Source organism: Enterococcus sp. 3C7_DIV0644 (assembly GCF_002141235.1).
GTDB lineage: Bacteria > Bacillota > Bacilli > Lactobacillales > Enterococcaceae > Enterococcus_D > Enterococcus_D entomosocium.
In genome coordinates this window covers 3,506,355-3,526,667 of record NZ_NGLK01000001.1, presented here as the reverse complement: position 1 = coordinate 3,526,667, position 20,313 = coordinate 3,506,355, and the positions used below count along the sequence as shown (strand labels likewise).

Annotated in this window: 17 protein-coding genes, 1 rRNA gene, 1 riboswitch and 3 other annotated features; of the genes, 1 reads left to right on the top strand and 17 read right to left on the bottom strand. The window is 40.8% G+C overall.

Annotation, left to right across the window (positions count from 1 at the left end; genetic code table 11):
* Nucleotides 1–78: 78 nt before the first annotated feature.
* A riboswitch (M-box (ykoK) riboswitch) is annotated at nt 79–254 on the bottom strand.
* 288 nt (nt 255–542) lie between these two features.
* The 12 genes from A5877_RS16635 to A5877_RS16580 all read right to left on the bottom strand — a co-directional run bounded on the left by A5877_RS16635 (nt 543) and on the right by A5877_RS16580 (nt 14,148).
* Entirely contained in the window at nt 543–2,438 is a 1,896-nt protein-coding gene (locus A5877_RS16635; RefSeq protein WP_086317373.1) for a mannonate oxidoreductase, read from the bottom strand.
* A gap of 359 nt (nt 2,439–2,797) precedes the next feature.
* Complete coding sequence (gene ahpF, locus A5877_RS16630; RefSeq protein ID WP_086317371.1) at nt 2,798–4,327, bottom strand: alkyl hydroperoxide reductase subunit F; 1,530 nt, start codon at nt 4,325–4,327, stop codon at nt 2,798–2,800.
* 9 nt (nt 4,328–4,336) lie between these two features.
* A complete protein-coding gene (gene ahpC, locus A5877_RS16625) occupies nt 4,337–4,900 on the bottom strand; it encodes an alkyl hydroperoxide reductase subunit C (RefSeq protein WP_005226227.1) in 564 nt (187 codons plus the stop codon).
* Nucleotides 4,901–5,208: 308 nt separating this feature from the next.
* Nucleotides 5,209–5,412 carry a hypothetical protein gene (locus A5877_RS16620; protein ID WP_008381972.1) on the bottom strand — a complete coding sequence of 68 codons (204 nt, stop codon included), beginning with the start codon at nt 5,410–5,412 and terminating at the stop codon, nt 5,209–5,211.
* 152 nt (nt 5,413–5,564) lie between these two features.
* The gene (locus A5877_RS16615) at nt 5,565–6,524 is read right to left on the bottom strand and encodes a permease prefix domain 1-containing protein (RefSeq protein WP_008381974.1); all 960 of its coding nucleotides are present in this window, start codon (nt 6,522–6,524) and stop codon (nt 5,565–5,567) included.
* Nucleotides 6,521–6,853 (bottom strand): PadR family transcriptional regulator, encoded by a 333-nt coding sequence (locus A5877_RS16610; protein WP_016612097.1) that lies wholly within the window; start codon nt 6,851–6,853, stop codon nt 6,521–6,523. Before A5877_RS16610 ends, A5877_RS16615 begins: the two co-directional genes overlap by 4 nt.
* Nucleotides 6,854–7,038: 185 nt before the next feature.
* Nucleotides 7,039–8,010 (bottom strand): siderophore ABC transporter substrate-binding protein, encoded by a 972-nt coding sequence (locus A5877_RS16605; RefSeq protein ID WP_086317369.1) that lies wholly within the window; start codon nt 8,008–8,010, stop codon nt 7,039–7,041.
* Nucleotides 8,011–8,035: 25 nt separating this feature from the next.
* Nucleotides 8,036–8,794 carry an ABC transporter ATP-binding protein gene (locus A5877_RS16600; protein WP_008381979.1) on the bottom strand — a complete coding sequence of 253 codons (759 nt, stop codon included), beginning with the start codon at nt 8,792–8,794 and terminating at the stop codon, nt 8,036–8,038.
* Nucleotides 8,791–9,735 (bottom strand): iron chelate uptake ABC transporter family permease subunit, encoded by a 945-nt coding sequence (locus A5877_RS16595; protein ID WP_086317367.1) that lies wholly within the window; start codon nt 9,733–9,735, stop codon nt 8,791–8,793. Before A5877_RS16595 ends, A5877_RS16600 begins: the two co-directional genes overlap by 4 nt.
* Nucleotides 9,732–10,682: an ABC transporter permease gene (locus A5877_RS16590; protein ID WP_086317365.1), complete on the bottom strand. Its 951-nt coding sequence runs from the start codon at nt 10,680–10,682 to the stop codon at nt 9,732–9,734. Before A5877_RS16590 ends, A5877_RS16595 begins: the two co-directional genes overlap by 4 nt.
* Nucleotides 10,683–11,317: 635 nt before the next feature.
* On the bottom strand, nt 11,318–12,682 hold the full coding sequence (locus tag A5877_RS16585) for an FAD-dependent oxidoreductase (protein WP_061054071.1): 1,365 nt from the start codon (nt 12,680–12,682) through the stop codon (nt 11,318–11,320).
* A complete protein-coding gene (locus A5877_RS16580) occupies nt 12,679–14,148 on the bottom strand; it encodes a helix-turn-helix domain-containing protein (RefSeq protein ID WP_008381983.1) in 1,470 nt (489 codons plus the stop codon). Before A5877_RS16580 ends, A5877_RS16585 begins: the two co-directional genes overlap by 4 nt.
* 162 nt (nt 14,149–14,310) lie before the next feature.
* On the opposite strand from A5877_RS16580, the gene A5877_RS16575 reads away from it, so the two are divergent.
* Nucleotides 14,311–15,414, top strand: coding sequence for an SLC13 family permease (locus A5877_RS16575; protein ID WP_086317363.1), 1,104 nt, complete (start codon nt 14,311–14,313; stop codon nt 15,412–15,414).
* 131 nt (nt 15,415–15,545) lie between these two features.
* On the opposite strand, the gene A5877_RS16570 is transcribed toward A5877_RS16575, so the two are convergent.
* From A5877_RS16570 to rrf, 5 genes are all read right to left on the bottom strand, one after another.
* Nucleotides 15,546–16,259, bottom strand: a complete 714-nt coding sequence (locus A5877_RS16570) for a class I SAM-dependent methyltransferase (protein ID WP_086317361.1) — start codon at nt 16,257–16,259, stop codon at nt 15,546–15,548.
* A complete protein-coding gene (locus A5877_RS16565) occupies nt 16,260–17,267 on the bottom strand; it encodes a zinc-binding alcohol dehydrogenase family protein (protein WP_016619978.1) in 1,008 nt (335 codons plus the stop codon).
* Between the two features lie 71 nt (nt 17,268–17,338).
* The gene (locus tag A5877_RS16560; protein ID WP_008381988.1) at nt 17,339–18,400 is read right to left on the bottom strand and encodes a hypothetical protein; all 1,062 of its coding nucleotides are present in this window, start codon (nt 18,398–18,400) and stop codon (nt 17,339–17,341) included.
* Nucleotides 18,369–19,283 (bottom strand): hypothetical protein, encoded by a 915-nt coding sequence (locus A5877_RS16555; RefSeq protein WP_008381990.1) that lies wholly within the window; start codon nt 19,281–19,283, stop codon nt 18,369–18,371. The genes A5877_RS16560 and A5877_RS16555 overlap by 32 nt, the downstream gene beginning before the upstream one ends.
* A 139-nt stretch (nt 19,284–19,422) precedes the next feature.
* A 5S ribosomal RNA gene (gene rrf, locus A5877_RS16550) occupies nt 19,423–19,538 on the bottom strand.
* Nucleotides 19,539–19,630: 92 nt separating this feature from the next.
* Nucleotides 19,631–19,893, bottom strand: a sequence feature (23S ribosomal RNA rRNA prediction is too short).
* Nucleotides 19,894–19,912: 19 nt separating this feature from the next.
* Nucleotides 19,913–20,072 (bottom strand) — a sequence feature (23S ribosomal RNA rRNA prediction is too short).
* A 19-nt stretch (nt 20,073–20,091) separates the two neighbouring features.
* Nucleotides 20,092–20,260, bottom strand: a sequence feature (23S ribosomal RNA rRNA prediction is too short).
* Nucleotides 20,261–20,313: the final 53 nt, after the last annotated feature.

Here is a 20,313-nt window from a genome sequence, read left to right as displayed (position 1 = left end):
ATTATGCCCTTTGAGCTTAGTCATCCATCAAAGAGAAAAGCAAAAAAGTCTCACTTCTCTTAGGACGTCAGACTTTGCTAGCAATCTCATCGTCCGAGTTTTAGCACTATACAACGTAAAGAAAGTTGTTCCCTTTCTTAGCTATTTTATGAAAAGCCTTAATCCGACAATTCCTGTTTTACACATTGGCGTCTTTCGACGTTTCTGCGCAATAGCTTATGTTTGTATAGGAGCCTCACCTAACAAGGTTATATGTTATTTTCAATCCACTATGAATGGTACCCTTCCTCGTATAAAGATACAACCCATTCTTTGTTATTTTTATTTTTCTTTAACTTTTCTTAAAGAATTTAGATATTTCGAGTAATTTCCGATATTTAAAGAAAAATCAATGGAAATCATTCGACCATCACTGGATTCCCTTCGATCATACACGTTATTAAAAAACGGTCATTTTCAAAAAAAGACAGCTCTTTTTCTAAAACTCGAAAAAGAGCTGCTTTCTTGATTTTATACTCCCGCTCTAAATATATCTGTGCCGATCAATCCAATGATCGTTTGGCCTGACGCTCTTGCGCTGCTTTTCGTAACTGCTTTTGCGCTTTTTTAGACCCACGTTCAATATCTCGGGTAAATTTACGTTGGTCAAAATCGGAAAATAATTGATCTAGATCATAGCCGGCTGGATAGAGTGCTTCTCGTTTGGTGAGCAGTTGCAATCGCCGAGCAGCAACAACGAAACATTGTTTCTCAATATAAATCTTCGCTTGTCCCTGTTCCAAGTATTCATAAAAAACTCCCCGTTTTTCATGCTCTGCTGAAAAGACCTGGTCTCCCTTTTGAAAAATGTGCTCAGACTTTGTTTCCTGAGGATCGGTTCGTTTTCTGGATGTCTCAAAAGGCTGCTTCTCAAAAGAATAAGATTTATTCTTTAAATAGTCCTTTGCCGTTTGCACGACCTCAGCAGGAATCGCCATTTTTTCGGCGATCCAAAACGCATTACTTTCACCGACCGCATTGGTCAACAAGCGGTATTTCGGCGTCAGGGTCTTGGCATCAAAAGCCATCGCCGCTGTTTCAAAATCTTGGTGATCAAGAGCAAACTGCTTGATTTCACCATAATGAGTCGTGGCGATCATTAACGCCCCCGATCGATAGATCGATTCCATAATGGCGATCGCTAAAGCTGCCCCTTCATTTGGTTCAGTCCCGCTGCCAATTTCATCTAACAAAACGATACTGTTCCGGCTGGCATTCGTCATGATCTGTGCAATATTCGACATGTGTCCAGAAAAGGTACTTAAAGAATTTTCTAGACTTTGCTGATCCCCGATATCCATCCAAAGACTTTTTAAAAACGGCACGCTGCTGTTGCCATTATGCGCTGGAAACAAGCCGTAATGTGCCATCGCACAAACGAGTCCGACGGTTTTTAAGACAACCGTCTTACCACCAGCATTCGGACCTGTGATGACCATACATCGGTTCTCTTCTCCTAGTTTTAAAGATAGAGGAACAGCATCAGTGCCCAGTAAAGGATGCCGGACTTGATCAAGAAGCAAAACTTCTTCTTCAGTAATTGCTATCGGTTGACCATTGATTTCCCGACAATACTTTCCACGAGCAAAAATAATATCTAGTACCACTAAAATATCAAGACAGGCAAATACTGCATTCATTTGTTCGGCGATTGCCCCGGTCAATTCTGATAAAACTTGGTATTGGGCGGCCGTTTCTTCCGCCTGTGCCAAAATCAATCGATCATTCAGACGGGCAGCTGCCTCTGGTTCAATAAAAACAGTCGCGCGTTTATTAGAACGTTCGATGATCGTCCCTTTAATTTGCTGTTGAAATTCAGCACGTACCGGCAGCGTATAACGGTCGTTCTTTTTGATCACACGGTTTTCTTGCAGATAGCGACTTTCTTTAAAAAACTTTGCAAAAACTTTTTTTAAATCGGCCTCATATTTCTCGATTGTGCCACGAATTTTCCGTAATTCTCGGCTGGCGTTACTATCTACCTGACCATTGCGAATTTTTTGGAAAATCATTTCGGCGATTTCAGAAAAGTCGGCCAACCCCTGAGCATAGTGATGCAATCTTTGGGCAATTGATTGATTTTTTTCAAACAATTGACGGATGATTCGAAAAGACCGTAAAAAGTCTCCGTATTCAATCAATTCCTGCGGCTCCAATACAAAGCCTTTTTCAATCTTCTCCGTATGATGTAAGACATGCTGCAGCCCCATGAAAGGGACTTGACGTCCGGCGTCTAATAGCGCCATCGCTTCAGTTGTCTCAGACACTCGTTTTTGGGCGGAATGGATCGTAGCTGCTGGTTTTTCATTGGCAAAACGTGCTTTACCATAATCGCTGATTATTTTTTTACTTACTTGTTCTTTAATTTGTTCAAATTCAGTTGCTTGAGGTATCTTCATGAGTGATCCTTTCTTGTGCCTGAGGATCCCGGTAACATCCCCGTCCAAAAAAGTGTACAAAAAAAGCGAAAGTCTCCCATCACCTGATTCATCAATAACGATTTTTATCGGTATCTACAGGCACAACAAATAAACAGTCTGTTTTTGCTTATTTGTTTTAATTAGCTGATTAGATACCTACGACACTCATTAATATACCTCTTTCTTTTTTGAACGAGTTTTTTTCATTGTAATATAGAAACTGTCCTTCTGTCAACTTCCTTCAAATCTCCTTCCCCTCAAAGAAAAAACGTCTCAGAAGCTGCTAGAAGCTCCTGAGACGTTTCTGATCTAGATCAAATAATAAGCTACTTACCTACTTACGAGCGAATCAGGTAATCAAACGCACCTAATGCAGCAGTGGCACCTGAACCCATTGAAGTGATGATCTGTTTGTATACACTATCGGTACAATCTCCCGCTGCAAAGACCCCTTCAATGTTGGTTGCGCCATGTTTGTCCACCACGATCTCATTGCGTTCATTTAAGACGACACGATCTTTTAACCATTCAGTATTCGGCATCAAGCCAATCAAAATGAAGACACCCTCCACAGCTAAAGTGAATTCACCATTCGTTTCACGATCAACGTAGGTCAATTGTTCGACATGATCGGATCCAACAATTTCCTTCGTTGCCGCATTCGTAATAACAGTCACATTATCTAACGTGTTCAAACGGTTTTGTAGCACAAGGTCCGCTTTTAGTTCTGGTAAAAATTCAAGAACATAGACATGTTTCGCCATGCCAGCTAAATCGATTGCTGCTTCGATCCCAGAGTTTCCGCCACCAATGACGGCAACTTCTTTCCCAGCAAATAACGGACCGTCACAATGCGGACAATAGGCAACACCTTTATTTTTGAATTCTTTTTCTCCCGGAACATTGATGTTGCGCCAGCGAGCGCCAGTTGCTAAAATGGCCGTTTTGGTTTTTAATACTGCACCATTTTCTAATTCAACTTCGATGACGTCATTGCGGCGAATATCTTTCGCACGCTGACCTTTCATCACGTCTACATTGTATTCGTTGATATGCTCTTCTACCTGACGCATTAATTTTGGACCTTCGGTATAAGGGGTACCGATCATATTTTCGATCCCCAGGGTTTCCATTACTTGTCCACCCATTGTTTCGACGACCATCCCAGTATTGATACCTTTACGCGCTGCATAAATCGCTGCGCTTCCGCCTGCAGGTCCGCCACCGACAACTAATACATCGAAAAGCTCTTTTTCAGCAAAGTCATCTTTACTCGTCGGACCAGCTGCTTTTTCCAACAACTGCTCGATCGTTTGTCGGCCGCTTGCAAATTCTTCACCGTCTAAAAAGACGGTTGGCACAGCCATAATTTTTTTCTTGTCAATTTCTTCTTTGAACATCCCACCTTCAATCATGGTGTGGCTGATGGAAGGATTTAGCACTGCCATGATATTTATCGCTTGAACAACATCAGGACAGTTATGGCAGGTCAAACTGACATAGGTTTCAAAATGTAATGGCTTATCGATCGCTTTGATACGCTTTTGTAGTGCTTCATCAATTTTCGGCGGACGACCGCTTACTTGAAGCAACGCTAAAATAAATGAAGTGAACTCATGTCCTAACGGTAAACCAGCAAAAGCGATGCCGCTTTCTTCACCGGGACGATTGATCGAAAAGCTTGGTGTCCGTTCACTTGCTACAGCTTGAATCGTGATTTTTGACGACATTTCTGCGATTTCTTCTAAGAATTCACGTACTTTCGTTGAAGAATCATCCTCACCTAAAGTCGCCGCAAAAACAACCTCTGATTCTAGCATCGCTAGATATTGCGTCAGTTGGTCTTTGATTGCCTTATCTAATGCCATGAGAGCCTCCTAAATCTTGCCTACAAGGTCTAAGCTTGGCGTTAAAGTTTCTTCGCCTTCTTTCCATTTTGCAGGACATACTTCACCTGGATGGGTACGGACATATTGTGCGGCACGGATTTTATCGATCAAACCACTAGCATCACGACCGATACCATCCGCATTGATTTCAACCGTTTGTACCACACCATCCGGATCGATGATAAATGTACCACGTTGAGACAAACCTGATGCTTCGTCTAATACATCAAAGATTTCTGAGATCACATGAGAAGGATCAGCAATCATGATATATTCGATTTTATTGATGGCATCAGAGTGGTCATGCCACGCTTTATGTGTGTAGTGGGTGTCAGTTGATACAGAATAAACTTCTGCGCCTAATTCTTTTAATGATGCATATTGGTCTTGCAAATCCTCAAGTTCTGTCGGACAAACAAATGAGAAATCTGCAGGATAAAAACAAACAACGTTCCATTTTCCTTTAAAATCTTCTGATGAAACATCGATAAATTTTCCATTGTGGTAAGCTTTCGCTTCGAATGAACCAATCTCTTTTCCAATTAATGACATATCATTTCCTCCAATTAGAATAATTATTTGAGAATAATCTCTATTAATTATTAGTATATCTAACTACAAAATGCAATAGTTTATTCAGAAATAGTCAAAAAAAATGTTATCATCCTCAGAAATGAGCATATTTATTTTTTATCGAAAGCAAATGGAGTATAGTAATAAGTTTGGCTAATCATTTCTAAGCAAAGTTCCTACCTGTTAGATTCTCAATTACATCTCTTATTCTCAATTAAACAAAAAAAGATTGCCTCTTCCTATGATTCCTCACAATGGAAAGTGAGTCATAAAAAAAGACAATTTTTTTATTTAGTATTGAAATAGTTGAACAATCCACCGATCGTTCGCTCCTTCAATGTAATCCGCTTGCCGTCTAGAAAAACTTCTTCGACTGGGTAATGATCTTGAAAAGGTGGAACTTCCAAGTATTGACTTGCGAGAAAGCGCTCTGGGGATTCAATTGTTGTTATTTCTTTGCTACCATTTTTCAGATAATGAATTTCTAACATATCCATTGCCTCTTTTCTTGTATTCTGAACTTTTGAAAAAGCATTGAGAGGATCTTATTTCTCGCTGTTCTTTTTGCTTGGTTCAGTTACAAGCCGTATTATAGTCTTCCTTTTTTTAAAAGTAAAGAAACCACTCTCGGTTGAAACATCTCTTATTTTTTGGCTTTTGTCTGACCGATAAAGTAGTCCTCTAAGACACCACCAATCACAAAAATGACCCAAGAGTATGCCCATGCATGAAACATGAAGGACCAAAGCATATAAACGACCAAAATCACTGGCCAGTAGACTGTTCGAAAAAAGGTAACTCTACCAGCGGATTCGCCATATTTATGACGTGTTGCTCGATCACCAAGATTCTCTTCGTCACGAATAAAATACGTCTCAGTTGCCAGCTTCGCAAAGCCTGTACGAATAATACTTACATAAATAATAAAGAACACACCCACTGCAACTGTCAAGAAAAACAAGGAAATACCAAACTCAACAGAATAATAAAACAATTCACTTAAAAGTACAGGCGCAATTGATAAAATACAGGCACCAATTCCTAAAACAAGACCAATACGAAAACTTTTTTCATAATTTGCTAGTTGCTGAGCGGCTTCTCGTTTGGCATCCCTTTTGATTGGTCGATCATCTAACTGCTTACGAGCACCGGAAAAGTGCAAACTGCTAGAGATGATAAAACCAACCCCGATGGCGATGAAAAGAAACATCACCATTATTCCAAAGGTCTCAGCATAAACACTAACAAAGAGCATTAGGGCTGCTAGGGAGGCGATACAAAAGCCGATTCCTATCGACAACGAAAAAGCAAAGTGCCGCACAGTTCCCCAATAATCAAACGCATCGTCTTCTGTGATGGCATCGGACCAATCATCAATCGGCTCTTCTTCTTTTGAAACATCTAACTCTTGCAGCAGTTCATCCACCGAACCAAACTCGCTGATCACCGCACCGATGGCTTCATGCTCACTTTTCCCTTGGTGAATCAGTTCCAAGTAATGGTCTTCCATAATCGCTAAAAGATCTTCTTTTGCCTTCTTCGTTTCCGGTGTGATGGGTACTGATAAAAATAAGCTGTCTAGATAGTCATGAATGGTTTTCATTTGTCTCCTCCTTGTAAGAACTGGTCAACGACGATCTTCGTCTGCTGCCACTCCAATAGTTTCTCCGAAAGGCTTGCTTTTCCGTCTGCAGTTATCTGGTAATAGGTCCGCTTTTTGCCATGTGTCACTTCTCCGGGATACGAACGGATCAATCCTTGTTTTTCTAACCGAGTAAAAGCGGAATACAACGTCGTTTCTTTGATCACATATAAAGCATCTGTTCCTTCACGAATACGCTTGGATATTTCATATCCATAAGAGTCTTCTTTCGAAAGAATGGATAAAATGATTGCGTCGTTATAGCCGCGAATTCCGTCACTCGAGATCACGCAATCGCCTCCTAAATTACTTCATCTGTCGTACTAATTATAAATCAATTACTACGACAGGTAAAGTAAAGCTGGATAACTTGTCAAAAATCAGTCGCAGGTCCTAGAAACAGTTTGAATAAAAAGACACGCTTTCTCAGTAAACTGATAAGCGTGTCCCTTATTACTTAATTTTTTTCACCTATTTATTCAACGGCTGGCTTGACATCATCCATCATCAATTGGATCGACTCCAATCCGGAACCAGCTAAATACCAAACCGCAGCATCCAATTCAATCACTTGATCGTTTTGCCCTGCATTTGTTTCTTGAACAATTTCATTTGCAACAAATTCACTTTCGCTTTCATTGCCACCGATCGCTTTTGTCCGATCGATCACGAAAATGACATCAGGATTTTTTTCAAGCAAGTACTCATAAGAAATACTTTGTCCATGTGTCGACGCCTCTAATTCCTCATCTACTGCTGGGAAACCAAACGTGTCATACAAGATACTGTAACGAGAACCTGGACCAAAAGCAGAAAGATTGCCTTCATTTACCATAACAACCAAGGCTTTCTCGTCAGCATTTTGCGCTTGCTCCTTCAAGGTATCAATCTGACCTTGTAACGATGCTAGTTGTTCTTGCGCTTCCTCTTCCTTACCAAAAATTTGACCAATGGTCGTAATGTTGGCTTCGATCGATGCCCAAGTATCACTATTGTCAACGCTTAAGAAAACGGTTGGCGCGATTGCAGACAATTCCTCTTGGAAATCACGTTGTCGACCAGAAATAATGATTAGGTCTGGCTGCAGTTGATTGATTTTTTCTAAATCAGGCTCTTTGATTCCCCCTGCTGATTCAACATCCGCATACGCTGATAAATAATCTGGCAAATTGCTGGTTGCGGCAGCAACGATTCGATCCCCAAGGCCAAGTGCATCCATCGTATCTAATGCACTGTTGTCAAAGACAACAACTTTTTCCGGCGCATAAGGAACAGTGACAGTCCCATTGCTGTCCGTAATCTCGACTTCTGTCGGCGTTTGTGTACTTTCTTCTACTTGGGTTTGAGCTGCACCCGTTGAATCTGTTGTCCCTGTATTATTCGAGCCGCAAGCGGTCAACCCCGCTAATACGAAAATACTCATAAAACTTACTGCTATTTTTTTCATTTTTTCCTCCTTTGAAACATATTTTTTATTGGAAGGTGTAGCAAAATTGCCGCCCATCCACTTGTACCAGTTTGATTGGAATCTCATACAATGATTCTAATAGTTGTTCTTGAATCACTGCCTCTGTGTCAGCCGCTTTAAAAATCTGACCATCTTTCATCGCGACGATGTGATCGGCATACCGTGCTGCAAAATTAATGTCGTGCAAAACGATCACAACAGTTTTCTGATAGTCTTCCACCAAGGTTGTCAATAGCTTCATCAGCTGGTTGGCGTGTTTTAAATCTAAATTGTTTAACGGTTCGTCCAAGAGTAGATAATCTGTATCTTGGGCTAAAATCATCGCCAAGTAAACTCGTTGTAACTGACCACCAGAAAGTTCATGAATCGATTGATCACTATATTCGGTTAGAGATAACTTAGACAAAGCGTCATCAATGATCCCATCATCTGCTGCCGATTGTCGCCCCCGGTTATACGGATAGCGACCAAATGCCACCAGTTCTCTTACAGTCAGATTGACGGCATAGCGATTGCTTTGCTGCAAAAAAGCCATTTTTTTTGCTAGCTCTTTGGACTTCCATTGACGAATCTCCGTTCCATCCAGATAAATATCACCGGTGCGTTGATCCAACATCCGACTGACTAAAGAAAGCAAGGTACTTTTTCCGGCACCATTGGGCCCGATGAAGGCAATCATTTTCTGTTCCGGCAACGCTATGGAACATTCCGTCAAAACTTGTGTTTTTGCATAATTCTTGGATACATTTTTGGTTTCGATCATGATTTTTTCCTTTCCAGCAGCAATTTGCTTATAAAGAAGATACCGCCTAATAATTGGATCACGGTGCCGATGGTCGTTTGCCATTGAAAGACCTGTTCCACTAGGAATTGACCTCCTACCAACAGGAGAAAACCAATCAAACTCCCACCGAAAAACAACCAGCCGTGACGATAAGTTGGGAAAAGCTGATAGGTGATCGTTGCCACCACAAAGCCTAGAAAAACTGCTGGACCAACTAAAGCAGTGGCGGTGCCTGTCAGTAAAGCAATCAAAAATAAGACACCTTTATGAAGCCATTGAACAGATACACCTAAACTTTTGGCTTGCCCACTTCCTAAATGGAGCAAATTCAATTCTGGAATCAGCAGAACCAGACAGATACTCCCTAGCAAAATGATCGCGGCAGCAATCAGTAGATGCTGGGTATTGATATTGCCAAAGCTGGCAAACAAACGACCTTGTAGTAAATCATATTCATTTGGATCCATCAACACTTGCAGAAAGGTGCTGAGACTACCGAACATCGTGCCACAGACCATCCCTGCCATCAATAACAAAAACAACCCAGCGACTGCTTTTTGATAGAAAAAACCAATTAAGAAGCTACCTAGAACGGCAGTTAAGCCGACAGAAAACAAAAACATCGTTGCTGTTTCTTGGCTCAGCATCTGAATTCCGCCGATAAAAAAGAAACAAAGGGTTTGAACAAGAACATACAGTTGGTCCAAGCCTAAAATTCCAGGGGTCAGATAGCGATTGCTTGTCAGTGTCTGTAAGGTGATGGTACTAAAGGAGATGGCGATTGCAACTAAGGCAAAAGCCAAGATTCGGCGTCCCCTTAATGCAAAAGCAAATGACCAGTTTCCATAGGTGTTATAGGTCAGATAGGCACCACATGCACAAAGGATCAGAAACAACAAAAGAAAGAGTTTTTTCTTCATCGAAATTTCCTCCCCAGAAGCAAAATCAAGAAACAGCAGCCACCCAGTACGCCGGCAACAACACTGACTGGCATTTCATAAGGTGCGATGACGATTCTCGCCAATACATCACACAATAGCAAGAACGCGCTTCCGGCAAAGCTGATCAAAAGCAGATTGTTTTTCAAATGATCCCCAAAAACCATGCCGATCATATTTGGGATAACGATCCCTAAAAAAGGAATTTGCCCCACAGTCAATAAAACGATACTGCTAGCAAACGCCACCAGCGCAAATACAGCAAAACGCAAGAACAAGTAATTGATTCCCAGACTCTTAGCCGCACTTTCTCCTAAACCGGCGATCGTGATCTCATAAGCCAAGAAATACAATAGACCGAAAACGGGAATCGTCAAATACAAAAGTTCATACTGTCCAACTATAATGGTGGCAAAATTTCCTTGCAGCCAAGAAGAAACGTTTTGAACCAATTGGAAGCGATAGGCTAAGAAGCTACTGATAGCGCCGATGATATTACCGAACATCACCCCTGTTAAAGGCAGCATCATTGGATCTTTCTTTGGTAGAAATTGGCTTAAAAATAAAAAGAACAACACACCTGCGTAGGCAAACACAAATGCTGCTGTAGTGCGAATCAAATTTGAGGCATTTGGTAGAAAGAGCATAACCAGCAAAATTCCTAAACGGGCGCTATCCGTCAGTCCAATCGACTCCGAGGCCACAAATTTATTTTGCATCATGTGTTGCATAATTTTTCCACAGATACTAATGATCCCACCTGCAATGATCAAACTGATCGTCCGTGGAAGCCTAACTTTTACCAAAACAAGCCAATGATTCGGATCACCCTGCTGTAAACCTGATAAAGACAATTCATGGGTGCCTGCCAACAAGGAGCAACCCACTAGAAGAACAAAGATCAGCAGTAATCCGATTTTTTTAAACATGCCCCGCCCTCCTTATTGAGAATGATTCTCACTCTCTTTAATAGGGTAACGTATTTCACTTAAAATCACAAGAATTTTTTTAAAAAAATCCCTTTCCTATCGCAATTTCGAAAAAATGAGTGTGTAAAGAAAAGGATTATGTGATGTTTTTCTCTTATATCCTTGCGAGAAAACTTATTTTTACCTCAATATTGTCTATTTTATTGCTTTAATTATAAAATGCTCGCTCATACTATATTCATTTTATGAGGATCATTCAATAACAGATCACTTAGATTTGCAATTATTTTCATCTATTGAAACCCTTGTAAAGCCAGCACTTACTGATGCAATGGTGATGTAACTTTTCAGATAAAAGCAAATGACGCGCCGTCTCCTCCACCTAAACACCATTCGTCTATCGATAAGAATTTGTGAGTAAAAACAGTTTAGTCGTGGAACGAGTTTTATAGTTTTCGTTTTGAGTTTCTTCTTCCAAAAAATCATGATACCAGTTGAATTCAATTTCCGACAAAAGCCTACCTGTTTTCAATACGCGATACCAGTCACTGATTGTAATCGATAGTCTTTCCCGATTATCTGTAATTAAAAAAAATAAACCTACGATCATCGCAGGTTTATCAAGAGTTATTATTTTACTTTAACAAGCCATCAAGGGCTAATTGATTCAAAAAGTGCAAAGGGAAAGAAATGGTTGGATTGAAAAAGTAATCCATTGTCGCTAGTTGGTGCAAGGTCGTCTTGCTATTGATCAAGGTTGAGATCGTATTGATGATCTCCAAACTTCCACGATCACTCGTAATGATTTGTCCCCCCATAATCACTTTCGTTTGCTGATCAAAAATCAGTTTTAACGTTACTTCAAAATCCTCATCTGTCGCGAAAAATGTCCGAGAATGAAATGTCTGCGTCACTGAATCTACTTCAAAGCCGTAATACGGTGCCTCGGTCTCATTAATACCTGAACTGCTGACGAAATAGCCAAACAGTTTACTAACGACGGTCCGTTGCATATTTGGAAAAGGAATTTTCGTCGTTCCCCGTTCATTTGCCAATAAATTGGTGGCAGCAACGATCCCCGTCCGATAAGCATTAGTCACTAAAGGGATATACAAAGAGCTATCCGAATGATTGAAAGGAATCGAAACCAGGTCACCAATTGCATAAATCGCTGGGTCAGACGTTTGTAAATATTCATTTGTAAATACCGTGCCATCGAGATTTAGTTTTAAAAAGTCTTCAACCAATGCGACATTCGGTCGCGGATTTACGGCATAAACGACCACGTCAGCTCGAATCTTGGTTCCGTTTGAAAGCTCGATTCCCTGATATTCACCCTTCTCGTCTTTGATCGTATGGGCGACATTGCTGTTAAGATAGATTTGTAAGTTCTCTGGAAAGCGCGCCATCAAAATTTCAGCAATTTCTTGATCAAAATAACGGAACAAAAGGGTATCCATTCGATCAATCAAATGAACGGCTTTTTGCTGGCCACTTAAAGATTCCGCCAATTCAAACCCAATCAGACCCGCCCCAACGATCGCCACGGTTTGCGCACTTTCGATTTTTTCTAACGCTTGCTTTGATTGACCAATGGTTTTGTAGGTCGTTATATGTGCTTCGACATCTGAGGCAAACTCCGAACGGAAAGTACTCGATCCCATCGCCAAAATCAAGCCATCATAACTCACTTCGTCTTCTTGCTGATAAGATTCCGTTGATGTGACAAAATGAACCGTTTGTTCTTGCGGAAAGATTTTTGTGACTTCACTGTTTAACATCACATTGATTCCTTCAGAAAGAAGCTCACTCGCAGTTGCCGTTCGGGAATCTTCCAATCGTTGAATGTAGCCTTCCAGCACTAAATTCAAACTGCTAGCAACATAACCCAGAACGCTTGATTTTTCAATAATTATCACATCGACTTTTGGGTCAACTTTTTTTAAATGACGGGCAGCAGCAATTCCTGCATGAGAGCCTCCAATAATCACTATTCTCATATCTTTTCCAACTCGCTTTCAAGGTTCTCATTGCGTATTTCATCCACGATTTGATGAAGCCGCTCTTCTTCAAATGGGGTTGCCCCACCTGTTAAAATCAATCGTTTTTTATAACGATAGCCTTCCGAGATCTCAGAATGGTCAACGATCAATAAATCATAATCCTTCTCCTTCGTCCCCTCAAAATGAATATTCGGATAGCCAGCCAATTCTTTGATCAAAAAACGCCGCAAAAAGCCACTGCGTAATCGTGATTGAGTCAACAAAATGCCGACCGTAAATGCTTTTTCCTGTTTTACTTGAATCCATTGACGGATCAAAAGCAATTCATTGGTCAAATGCTGCTTTTTCTCAAGAGAAAAGGACTGGTTTACGTTTTTCTCCAACTGTTCGATTGCTTGCTGTGCCACTTCAATCAAGCTCTCATTCGCAACACTTTGCGGCTGAAATTCAGCAAAGGCAATAATGCCGCCATGAATATACAACGCTTGGATCGTCACACTCGTCAAGAAGACGCATAATTCCGTAGAAGTTTCTGTAGTCTTTCTCTCACTATCACCAATTGCCTGCAGCAGCTCCCCATTTAACGCATCGATCTCTTGGAAGAAAAGTGATTTTTGCAAGGAGTCATCCAGTGAAGGGCGAATCAAGCCTTCAGCTAATAAAAATAAATAGAAATAAACCGTTTCATAATCGCTCCAGGATACGGCAAAACGACTGAGATAGCGTCCTAATATATTCCGCAAAAGCTGGAACATCGCTTCATTTTCCAATGACTTCAACAATGGATACGATGCTTCATGCTGCTGCGAGCCACGATAATCAAAACGGGCTTCCATAATACCTAACCACAGCCCGACTTTCCAGCGTTCGGATTGACTAAACGTTGTCTGTAGCTGTTTTTCGATTACTCGAATCAAATTGTTGATGGCTGGTGCATTCAAGCGAGCGATCAATTCTTCATTGGGATAACTTTGTGAAAAAAACTGATAATAGAAAAAGCGAATCTGTTTTTCATCCCCAAGCAATTTTTTATTTTTTAATTGGATGTCGAATTCTTTCAATAACTGATTGATGGCTTTGAATCGACGAAACAATGAAGCTTCACTCAACATCAGTTCTAACATCATTTTCGTCGTTGACTCATCTCGATGAAAAAACAAATACGACAATATCTGAAAATCGATTGCTTCTGAAAGATACGCATAAAAGAATTTTTTTAGTGAGAAATCAAGCGGAAGTGTTAACTGTACTTGATCATTTTCTAAATAAGTCAACGCCGCATCCTCATGGAAAGCGACTAAATTTTGATGAAGATTTTGAAGTTCTTTTTGCAAAGTGGGTGCGGAAATGGATAATGTTTTTGCAAGTTTCTTGTAAGAGATTTCTGAGCCGTTCTGAAAAAAAACAGCTAAAATTTGAAAATGAACCTGCTGATTTTTTTCAAGCAGCTGCATAACATTCATTTTTGAACCTCCTTCACCTTTCACATACTAATTTCCCAATTAATGGGTCGTTTGTCAACTATAAAAATTGCCTGAATGCCTTTGAGTTATATAGAAAAAGCGTTATTTATTGTTCCTAAAGCGCGGGAATGGTAAAATTCTTGAGAAGAAAGGTGGTGAACTATGGGAAAACGAATGTTAGCATTTTTTCGAACGGATCGATTATTTTCGATTTCCCTGTTACTAGCACTCATTGCGTGTTTTTTCGGCACCTTCCGTTGGTCATTTATTGACTTTAAAGTGATTTTATCACTGTTTGGGTTGATGTTAGTAATCAATGGGTTAGAAGAAGCTGGTCTTTTACGAGCATTTGGACAAAAATTAGTGGAAAAAAGTCGCAATCTGCGTGACTTGATCCGTTCAATCGTCTTGCTAAGCTTCTTCAGTTCGATGTTTTTAACAAACGACGTGGCTATCTTAACATTATTGCCCATCTACTTACTCTTAACGAGGAAAGAACAACAGCGCACCAGTGTCTTATTAGGCGCTGTCTATTTGATCGTGGCAGCCAATTTAGGAAGCAGCCTGTTTCCATTTGGAAATCCGCAAAATCTATTTTTATTTTCTTACTATCAGATTTCGCTGCCACAATTCATGTGGACTACCGGCACCTTTGTGGGACTTTCTTTGCTATTACTCCTTGTTTCGATCCAGCTCATCCCAAAGACTCCATTGGAAATCGCCCTGCAAGAAGAGCCCTTTGAAAAAAAGCCAGCGCTGCTCAATGCAGGATTATTTGTCCTTATGATTCTTGGTATTTTTAGTGTTCTACCTATTTCAATCGCTGTGCTCGTCGTCGCAGCCGTGGTTTGGTTTAGCAACAAACGATTATTCGCAAAAGTTGATTATCGGTTACTACTTACCTTCCTCTGCTTCTTCTTGATCGTTGGGAATATTCAAGACCAACCTCTGGTCACCGATCACATTCGACCATATTTTCAAGAAACACATCGCGCTTTTTTAGGTAGTATTTTACTCTCTCAAGGAATATCTAACGTTCCTGCAGCGATTTTGATTGCTCCTTTCACCGATTTAGAAAAAGCCGTTCTTTTGGGCGTCAATGTGGGTGGTTTGGGTACATTGATTGCTTCTTTGGCGAATTTGATTGGGTACAAATTACTGAAACAAGCCAGACCCAAAGAAGCGGGAATGTTTCAAAAGCTATTTTTTATCGTTAACGTCGTTTTTTTACTGTTATTAGGCAGTATCGTCTACCTTTTATTGTAGTAAATTCACTGTAAAACGAGATTCCAGCATAAGATGTTTCCAGTCAGCAGTCAACAGAACCCTACTTGCTGTACCTGTTTCTTGATCTTATGTCAGAATCTCGTTTTTTGATGTCTATTGTGTGATTTCTCCTAGGCTAAGAGAAGCTCAAAGGTGATTTTCGTTTGGCTTTCGACAGCCAATGCCTCACCAAAGACATGTTGAACCATTTCTTGCCGCTGTTCCAATGAATACTCCTCCTCAAAATAAAGATGAAATAATTCTTGATCGATCTCTTCCTTCAAAATATACTCGAATTGCCGACTCTGCCAATCGATCGCTTCTTCTGTAAACCACTTCTTGTAACAAGTATTTAGGTTCAGATCGTTCTTCGCTGAATGATTTTTTTCATAAGGCTGAAACACGTTCTCTTCTTCTGCGATCATTCTTAGAATAATTAATTGATGGGCCTTTCTTTGAAACTGAAGCAAAGTTTCTTTGTCTCTGACTGCTGGATTCATTGCCATAAAAATACAGGGCCAGTGCTGGTCTGCAGATAAAAAGTCTTTTTGGCTCTGCTGAACCAGATGGAGCTTGCTCATCGGATCTTCCATCGTTTCTTCGATGATTTTTAACATTTCTTTTGAAAAATCAATTGCGTAATACTCATCTACAAAAGGATAAAAAGCTGAAATGTAGCGACCAGTGCCCGCAGCAAAGTCAACGAAGGTCGATATCGGAAACACTTTCTGCTCCACCAAAAAAGCTGCTGCCTCTTCGGCGATTTTCAATTGGGATTCTCTTTGAATTTGCGCATATTCTTGCGCGAATTCATCCCAAAACAGCATCGCTTCCTCTTCTTCCATTTAGCGGACGCCTCCAGTGATCACTGTCTTTCCTTTCGTTCCTTGCTCAACCGCTTTTGTAGCGTGCTTTAAGGTCTCGATGGTAATTCCTCCATCAAACGTTTGGACCGCAGTCGTATGGATCTTTTTGTCAGCGAGCAACGAGGCGATCCGTTGCAAAATGCCCCCTTGTGTTTCAATCATCAACTGAGCATCTGTTTTTGTGAACATATACTCCCAATAAAAATCGATGCCGAGGTTTTTAAATGGATTTAAATCTAGCGCTTCTTTCGTATTCACGATCATTCCGACTTTGCCAAATGGCAAGATTGCTTTTGTTAATTGTGGCAAATAGGCAGATGCGTCATAAAAAAGTGCAACGGCTGAAAAAGGTTCAGTGATTTGTTCAGCTAACGGCAAGCGGTGATTCAGTACCTGATCCACTTGATTGTCTTTAAGCCACTGATCGTTCTTAGGACTCGCAGTGCCATAGACTGTCAATCCTGCCCATTTTGCTAGTTGCGCCGCAATCGAGCCAACACCACCGCTGGCATTGACCAATAAAATTGATCCTTCATTCGCGTTCTCTTCAGGCACATACCCAAATTTTTCAAAAAGCAATTCCCATGCCGTAATACTCGTTAATGGCATAGCTGCAAGATCACCGTCAGAAAAGCCGGCTGGCGCCTTTGCTGCGATTCGAAAATCAACGACTTGAAACCTTTGATTCGCACCAGGTCGTTGTGTGGTTCCAGCATAAAACACCCGATCACCAACGGCAAAGCCATTAACTGCTGAGCCGATTTCATGTACTATACCTACTGCATCATATCCCTGGATATGGAATTTCTCACTTAAAGTGGTTGTTTGGCGGCGTTTCGTGTCAATTGGATTCACAGAAACAGCTTGCACTTCCACCAATAGATCGTTTGCCTGACAAGTTGGCATTGGAAATTCCTTTTCAATAAATACTTCTGGATCATCTAAAGATCGTCCTTCATAAAAACCTAGTGCTTTATTTATCATCATACTGCTCCTTCCAAAAAAAGTGCTGAATAGTTATAAAAACCATTCTAGCACTTTTAACCAATTTAGAACATTTATTCTTCACCTTGAACGACAAGCGGAACCAAAAACGGATAACTTGTGAAGAAATCCAATAAAGATCGCTTCCATTGATCCGAGTCAATCGTGAGTAACGTTGATTCTGTGTACAAATGAATCGTCAAACGCTGATTTTTATCAAGCAGAACAAGGATCTCGCCTTTGTTTTCTGTGATAAAATCATACGACTGATTCTCCATCGTGATGATGAAAATTTGGTCAAGGACTTCCGCTGCAACAGGAAAATCTGTTTCCATATCGACAGCTAAGGTTTGGGTATTGTCGATCAAACTTGGCGAGACAGTAAAATCCAATTCTTTTAAATGAGCCAGTATCAAATTTACATCGTAATTAAACAGTGAAAGTTGATTGACTGAGAAAATATTATCGGCATGCCATTGACTGATCAGATGTAAAATCTGTTCATCGTTGACCACCACCGACTGGGAATTTGAATTGATTGTCAACAACGGCAAATAGTTTGATTGGTAACTTGAATTGACCGGATTTAACTTAAAACTAAACTCTAGTTCTTTTGTTTCTGTTAAACGAAAGCGGACATTGAAGTGCTTTGTCTTCCAGGTATCGTAATTGTCGGTAGCTGTTAAATGAATCACTTTTAATGGTTTCAAGAATTCATAGGCATAGTACTCAAGCAAGGTTTTTTTTGCAATGACAGAGATTTCTTGTTCTGTTAAGATCAAATGACGATAATGGTTGAGCAACCCGGAGAAATCAGCCTCCATGATTGATTTTCGCAATTTTAAATCAGCTAGTTCATTTTCGGCTTGTTCAATAAGGGACTCGATGCGCTGATGATCTTGTGCTTTTACAGCATAGTAATCATCTTCATATTCCGCTTCCTCTTCCTCTTCCACTAATTTGAAAGAATCATCCTCTACATTGTCTTCTACTAAAGAGCGATCATCAACTGTGGTAGACGCATTGGTTGCTGAATTTTCGTCGACCTCATTGACTTCTTCTGGTTGAACTTCTAGAGTCTCTTCCTGATCCATCAGTTGTGGTTCAAGAGGATTTTTCTGTGTTTCTTTCGTCAATTTCAATCAGCTCCTTTCCCGTATACTGAGCTAAGAAAGCCAATAATTTAGTATTGAATTCTTCAAAAGAACCAAAAAAAGTATCAATTTGTCGGAATTCTTTTTCTACGATTGCTTTCTTTAAACGCAATGTTTGATATTGCTGCTGCAGGCGTTCTTTTTCAGCAAAAACTTCTTCATTATTATTTGAATATCTTTCCCATTCTCTACGTTTGGCTTCTAGAGCTTTCCGGTCAGAAGTCAAACGCTCTAGTTCTTCATCGATTTTTGTCCGATTGAAAAAGCCCTTTGATTCCGTCAATTCATTTTCGGCTTCCGTAAGTTTATCGATCTGATTTTGGATTTCCTTCACTTCTGATAACGCAGTGATCCGTTTGGCTTCCAGCTTGTCCATCTGCTGTTCGATTGCTGTCAGCATCTCACGATTGCCTCGTTGGAACTTTTCCCATTCTTCATCTATCTCAGGGATAACAAAAATTTCGGGAATACTCGCATCGATACCAATCGTCGCTCGCTCATGATAATAGGTTCCTAACTTATAGTAATGCACCGTAGGAGATATTTTGGCACAATGCATCATAAATGGGAAAGCTTGGGTAAAGTTATCGTGGAACTTCCTTGATAACAATTCATCAATCTCATGATTTTGATTTGATGTTTCTTTTAACTGTTTGTGTAATCGACCATTATATATACGATAAATTTCAGGAATATCCTCTTTTTCGATCGCGACTTCAAAATCTTGCAGGTCTTGCAGCATCTGACCTATATTTTTTGAGGCCACTTGTTTTATATCGCCAAAGGATACTTCTTCATTCGTTGAAACTGAAACAACGTCTTGATCTTGAACAACATTTTGTTCTTTTTTGGCATCGTCAGTCATATGATCCCTCCTAAAAATACTTCACTACTAGTGTATCATTTTTTTCCATAAAAAGTTATTTTAAGTGATTGTTTTTAGTAAAATGATACATCGTTGTAATAACAAAAAAACACATGTCAATGAAGACATGTGTTTGACTGCGTGGCGACGTCCTACTCTCACAAAGGGAAACCCTTCACTACAATCGGCGCTAAGAAGCTTAACTTCTGTGTTCGGCATGGTTACAGGTGTATCCTTCTTGCTATCGCCACCACACTATTCAATTGAGTAAGTGTTGCTCACTCAAAACTGGATCGAAGAAATCAAAACGCTACGAGTTTACGTGCTTTTTCTTTTTGGTTAAGTCCTCGATCGATTAGTATCAGTCCGCTCCAACCATCACTGGCCTTCCACTTCTGACCTATCTACCTGATCATCTCTCAGGGATCTTACTTTCTTAAAGAAATGGGAAATCTCATCTTGAGGTGGGCTTCACACTTAGATGCTTTCAGCGTTTATCCCTTCCCTACATAGCTACCCAGCGATGCCTCTGGCGAGACAACTGGTACACCAGCGGTAAGTCCATCCCGGTCCTCTCGTACTAAGGACAGCTCCTCTCAAATTTCCAACGCCCGCGACGGATAGGGACCGAACTGTCTCACGACGTTCTGAACCCAGCTCGCGTGCCGCTTTAATGGGCGAACAGCCCAACCCTTGGGACCGACTACAGCCCCAGGATGCGACGAGCCGACATCGAGGTGCCAAACCTCCCCGTCGATGTGGACTCTTGGGGGAGATAAGCCTGTTATCCCCAGGGTAGCTTTTATCCGTTGAGCGATGGCCCTTCCATGCGGAACCACCGGATCACTAAGCCCGACTTTCGTCCCTGCTCGAGTTGTAGCTCTCGCAGTCAAGCTCCCTTCTGCCTTTACACTCTTCGAATGATTTCCAACCATTCTGAGGGAACCTTTGGGCGCCTCCGTTACCTTTTAGGAGGCGACCGCCCCAGTCAAACTGCCCATCTGACACTGTCTCCCAGCCCGATAAGGGC

Bases quoted from the DNA above. Each gene is read 5' to 3' on its own strand.
- A5877_RS16635 (WP_086317373.1), bottom strand. From the start codon at position 2,438: ATGAAGATACCTCAAGCAACTGAATTTGAACAAATTAAAGAACAAGTA.
- ahpF (WP_086317371.1), bottom strand. From the start codon at position 4,327: ATGGCATTAGATAAGGCAATCAAAGACCAACTGACGCAATATCTAGCG.
- ahpC (WP_005226227.1), bottom strand. From the start codon at position 4,900: ATGTCATTAATTGGAAAAGAGATTGGTTCATTCGAAGCGAAAGCTTAC.
- A5877_RS16620 (WP_008381972.1), bottom strand. From the start codon at position 5,412: ATGTTAGAAATTCATTATCTGAAAAATGGTAGCAAAGAAATAACAACA.
- A5877_RS16615 (WP_008381974.1), bottom strand. From the start codon at position 6,524: ATGAAAACCATTCATGACTATCTAGACAGCTTATTTTTATCAGTACCC.
- A5877_RS16605 (WP_086317369.1), bottom strand. From the start codon at position 8,010: ATGAAAAAAATAGCAGTAAGTTTTATGAGTATTTTCGTATTAGCGGGG.
- A5877_RS16600 (WP_008381979.1), bottom strand. From the start codon at position 8,794: ATGATCGAAACCAAAAATGTATCCAAGAATTATGCAAAAACACAAGTT.
- A5877_RS16595 (WP_086317367.1), bottom strand. From the start codon at position 9,735: ATGAAGAAAAAACTCTTTCTTTTGTTGTTTCTGATCCTTTGTGCATGT.
- A5877_RS16590 (WP_086317365.1), bottom strand. From the start codon at position 10,682: ATGTTTAAAAAAATCGGATTACTGCTGATCTTTGTTCTTCTAGTGGGT.
- A5877_RS16585 (WP_061054071.1), bottom strand. From the start codon at position 12,682: ATGAGAATAGTGATTATTGGAGGCTCTCATGCAGGAATTGCTGCTGCC.
- A5877_RS16580 (WP_008381983.1), bottom strand. From the start codon at position 14,148: ATGAATGTTATGCAGCTGCTTGAAAAAAATCAGCAGGTTCATTTTCAA.
- A5877_RS16575 (WP_086317363.1), top strand. From the start codon at position 14,311: ATGGGAAAACGAATGTTAGCATTTTTTCGAACGGATCGATTATTTTCG.
- A5877_RS16570 (WP_086317361.1), bottom strand. From the start codon at position 16,259: ATGGAAGAAGAGGAAGCGATGCTGTTTTGGGATGAATTCGCGCAAGAA.
- A5877_RS16565 (WP_016619978.1), bottom strand. From the start codon at position 17,267: ATGATGATAAATAAAGCACTAGGTTTTTATGAAGGACGATCTTTAGAT.
- A5877_RS16555 (WP_008381990.1), bottom strand. From the start codon at position 19,283: ATGACTGACGATGCCAAAAAAGAACAAAATGTTGTTCAAGATCAAGAC.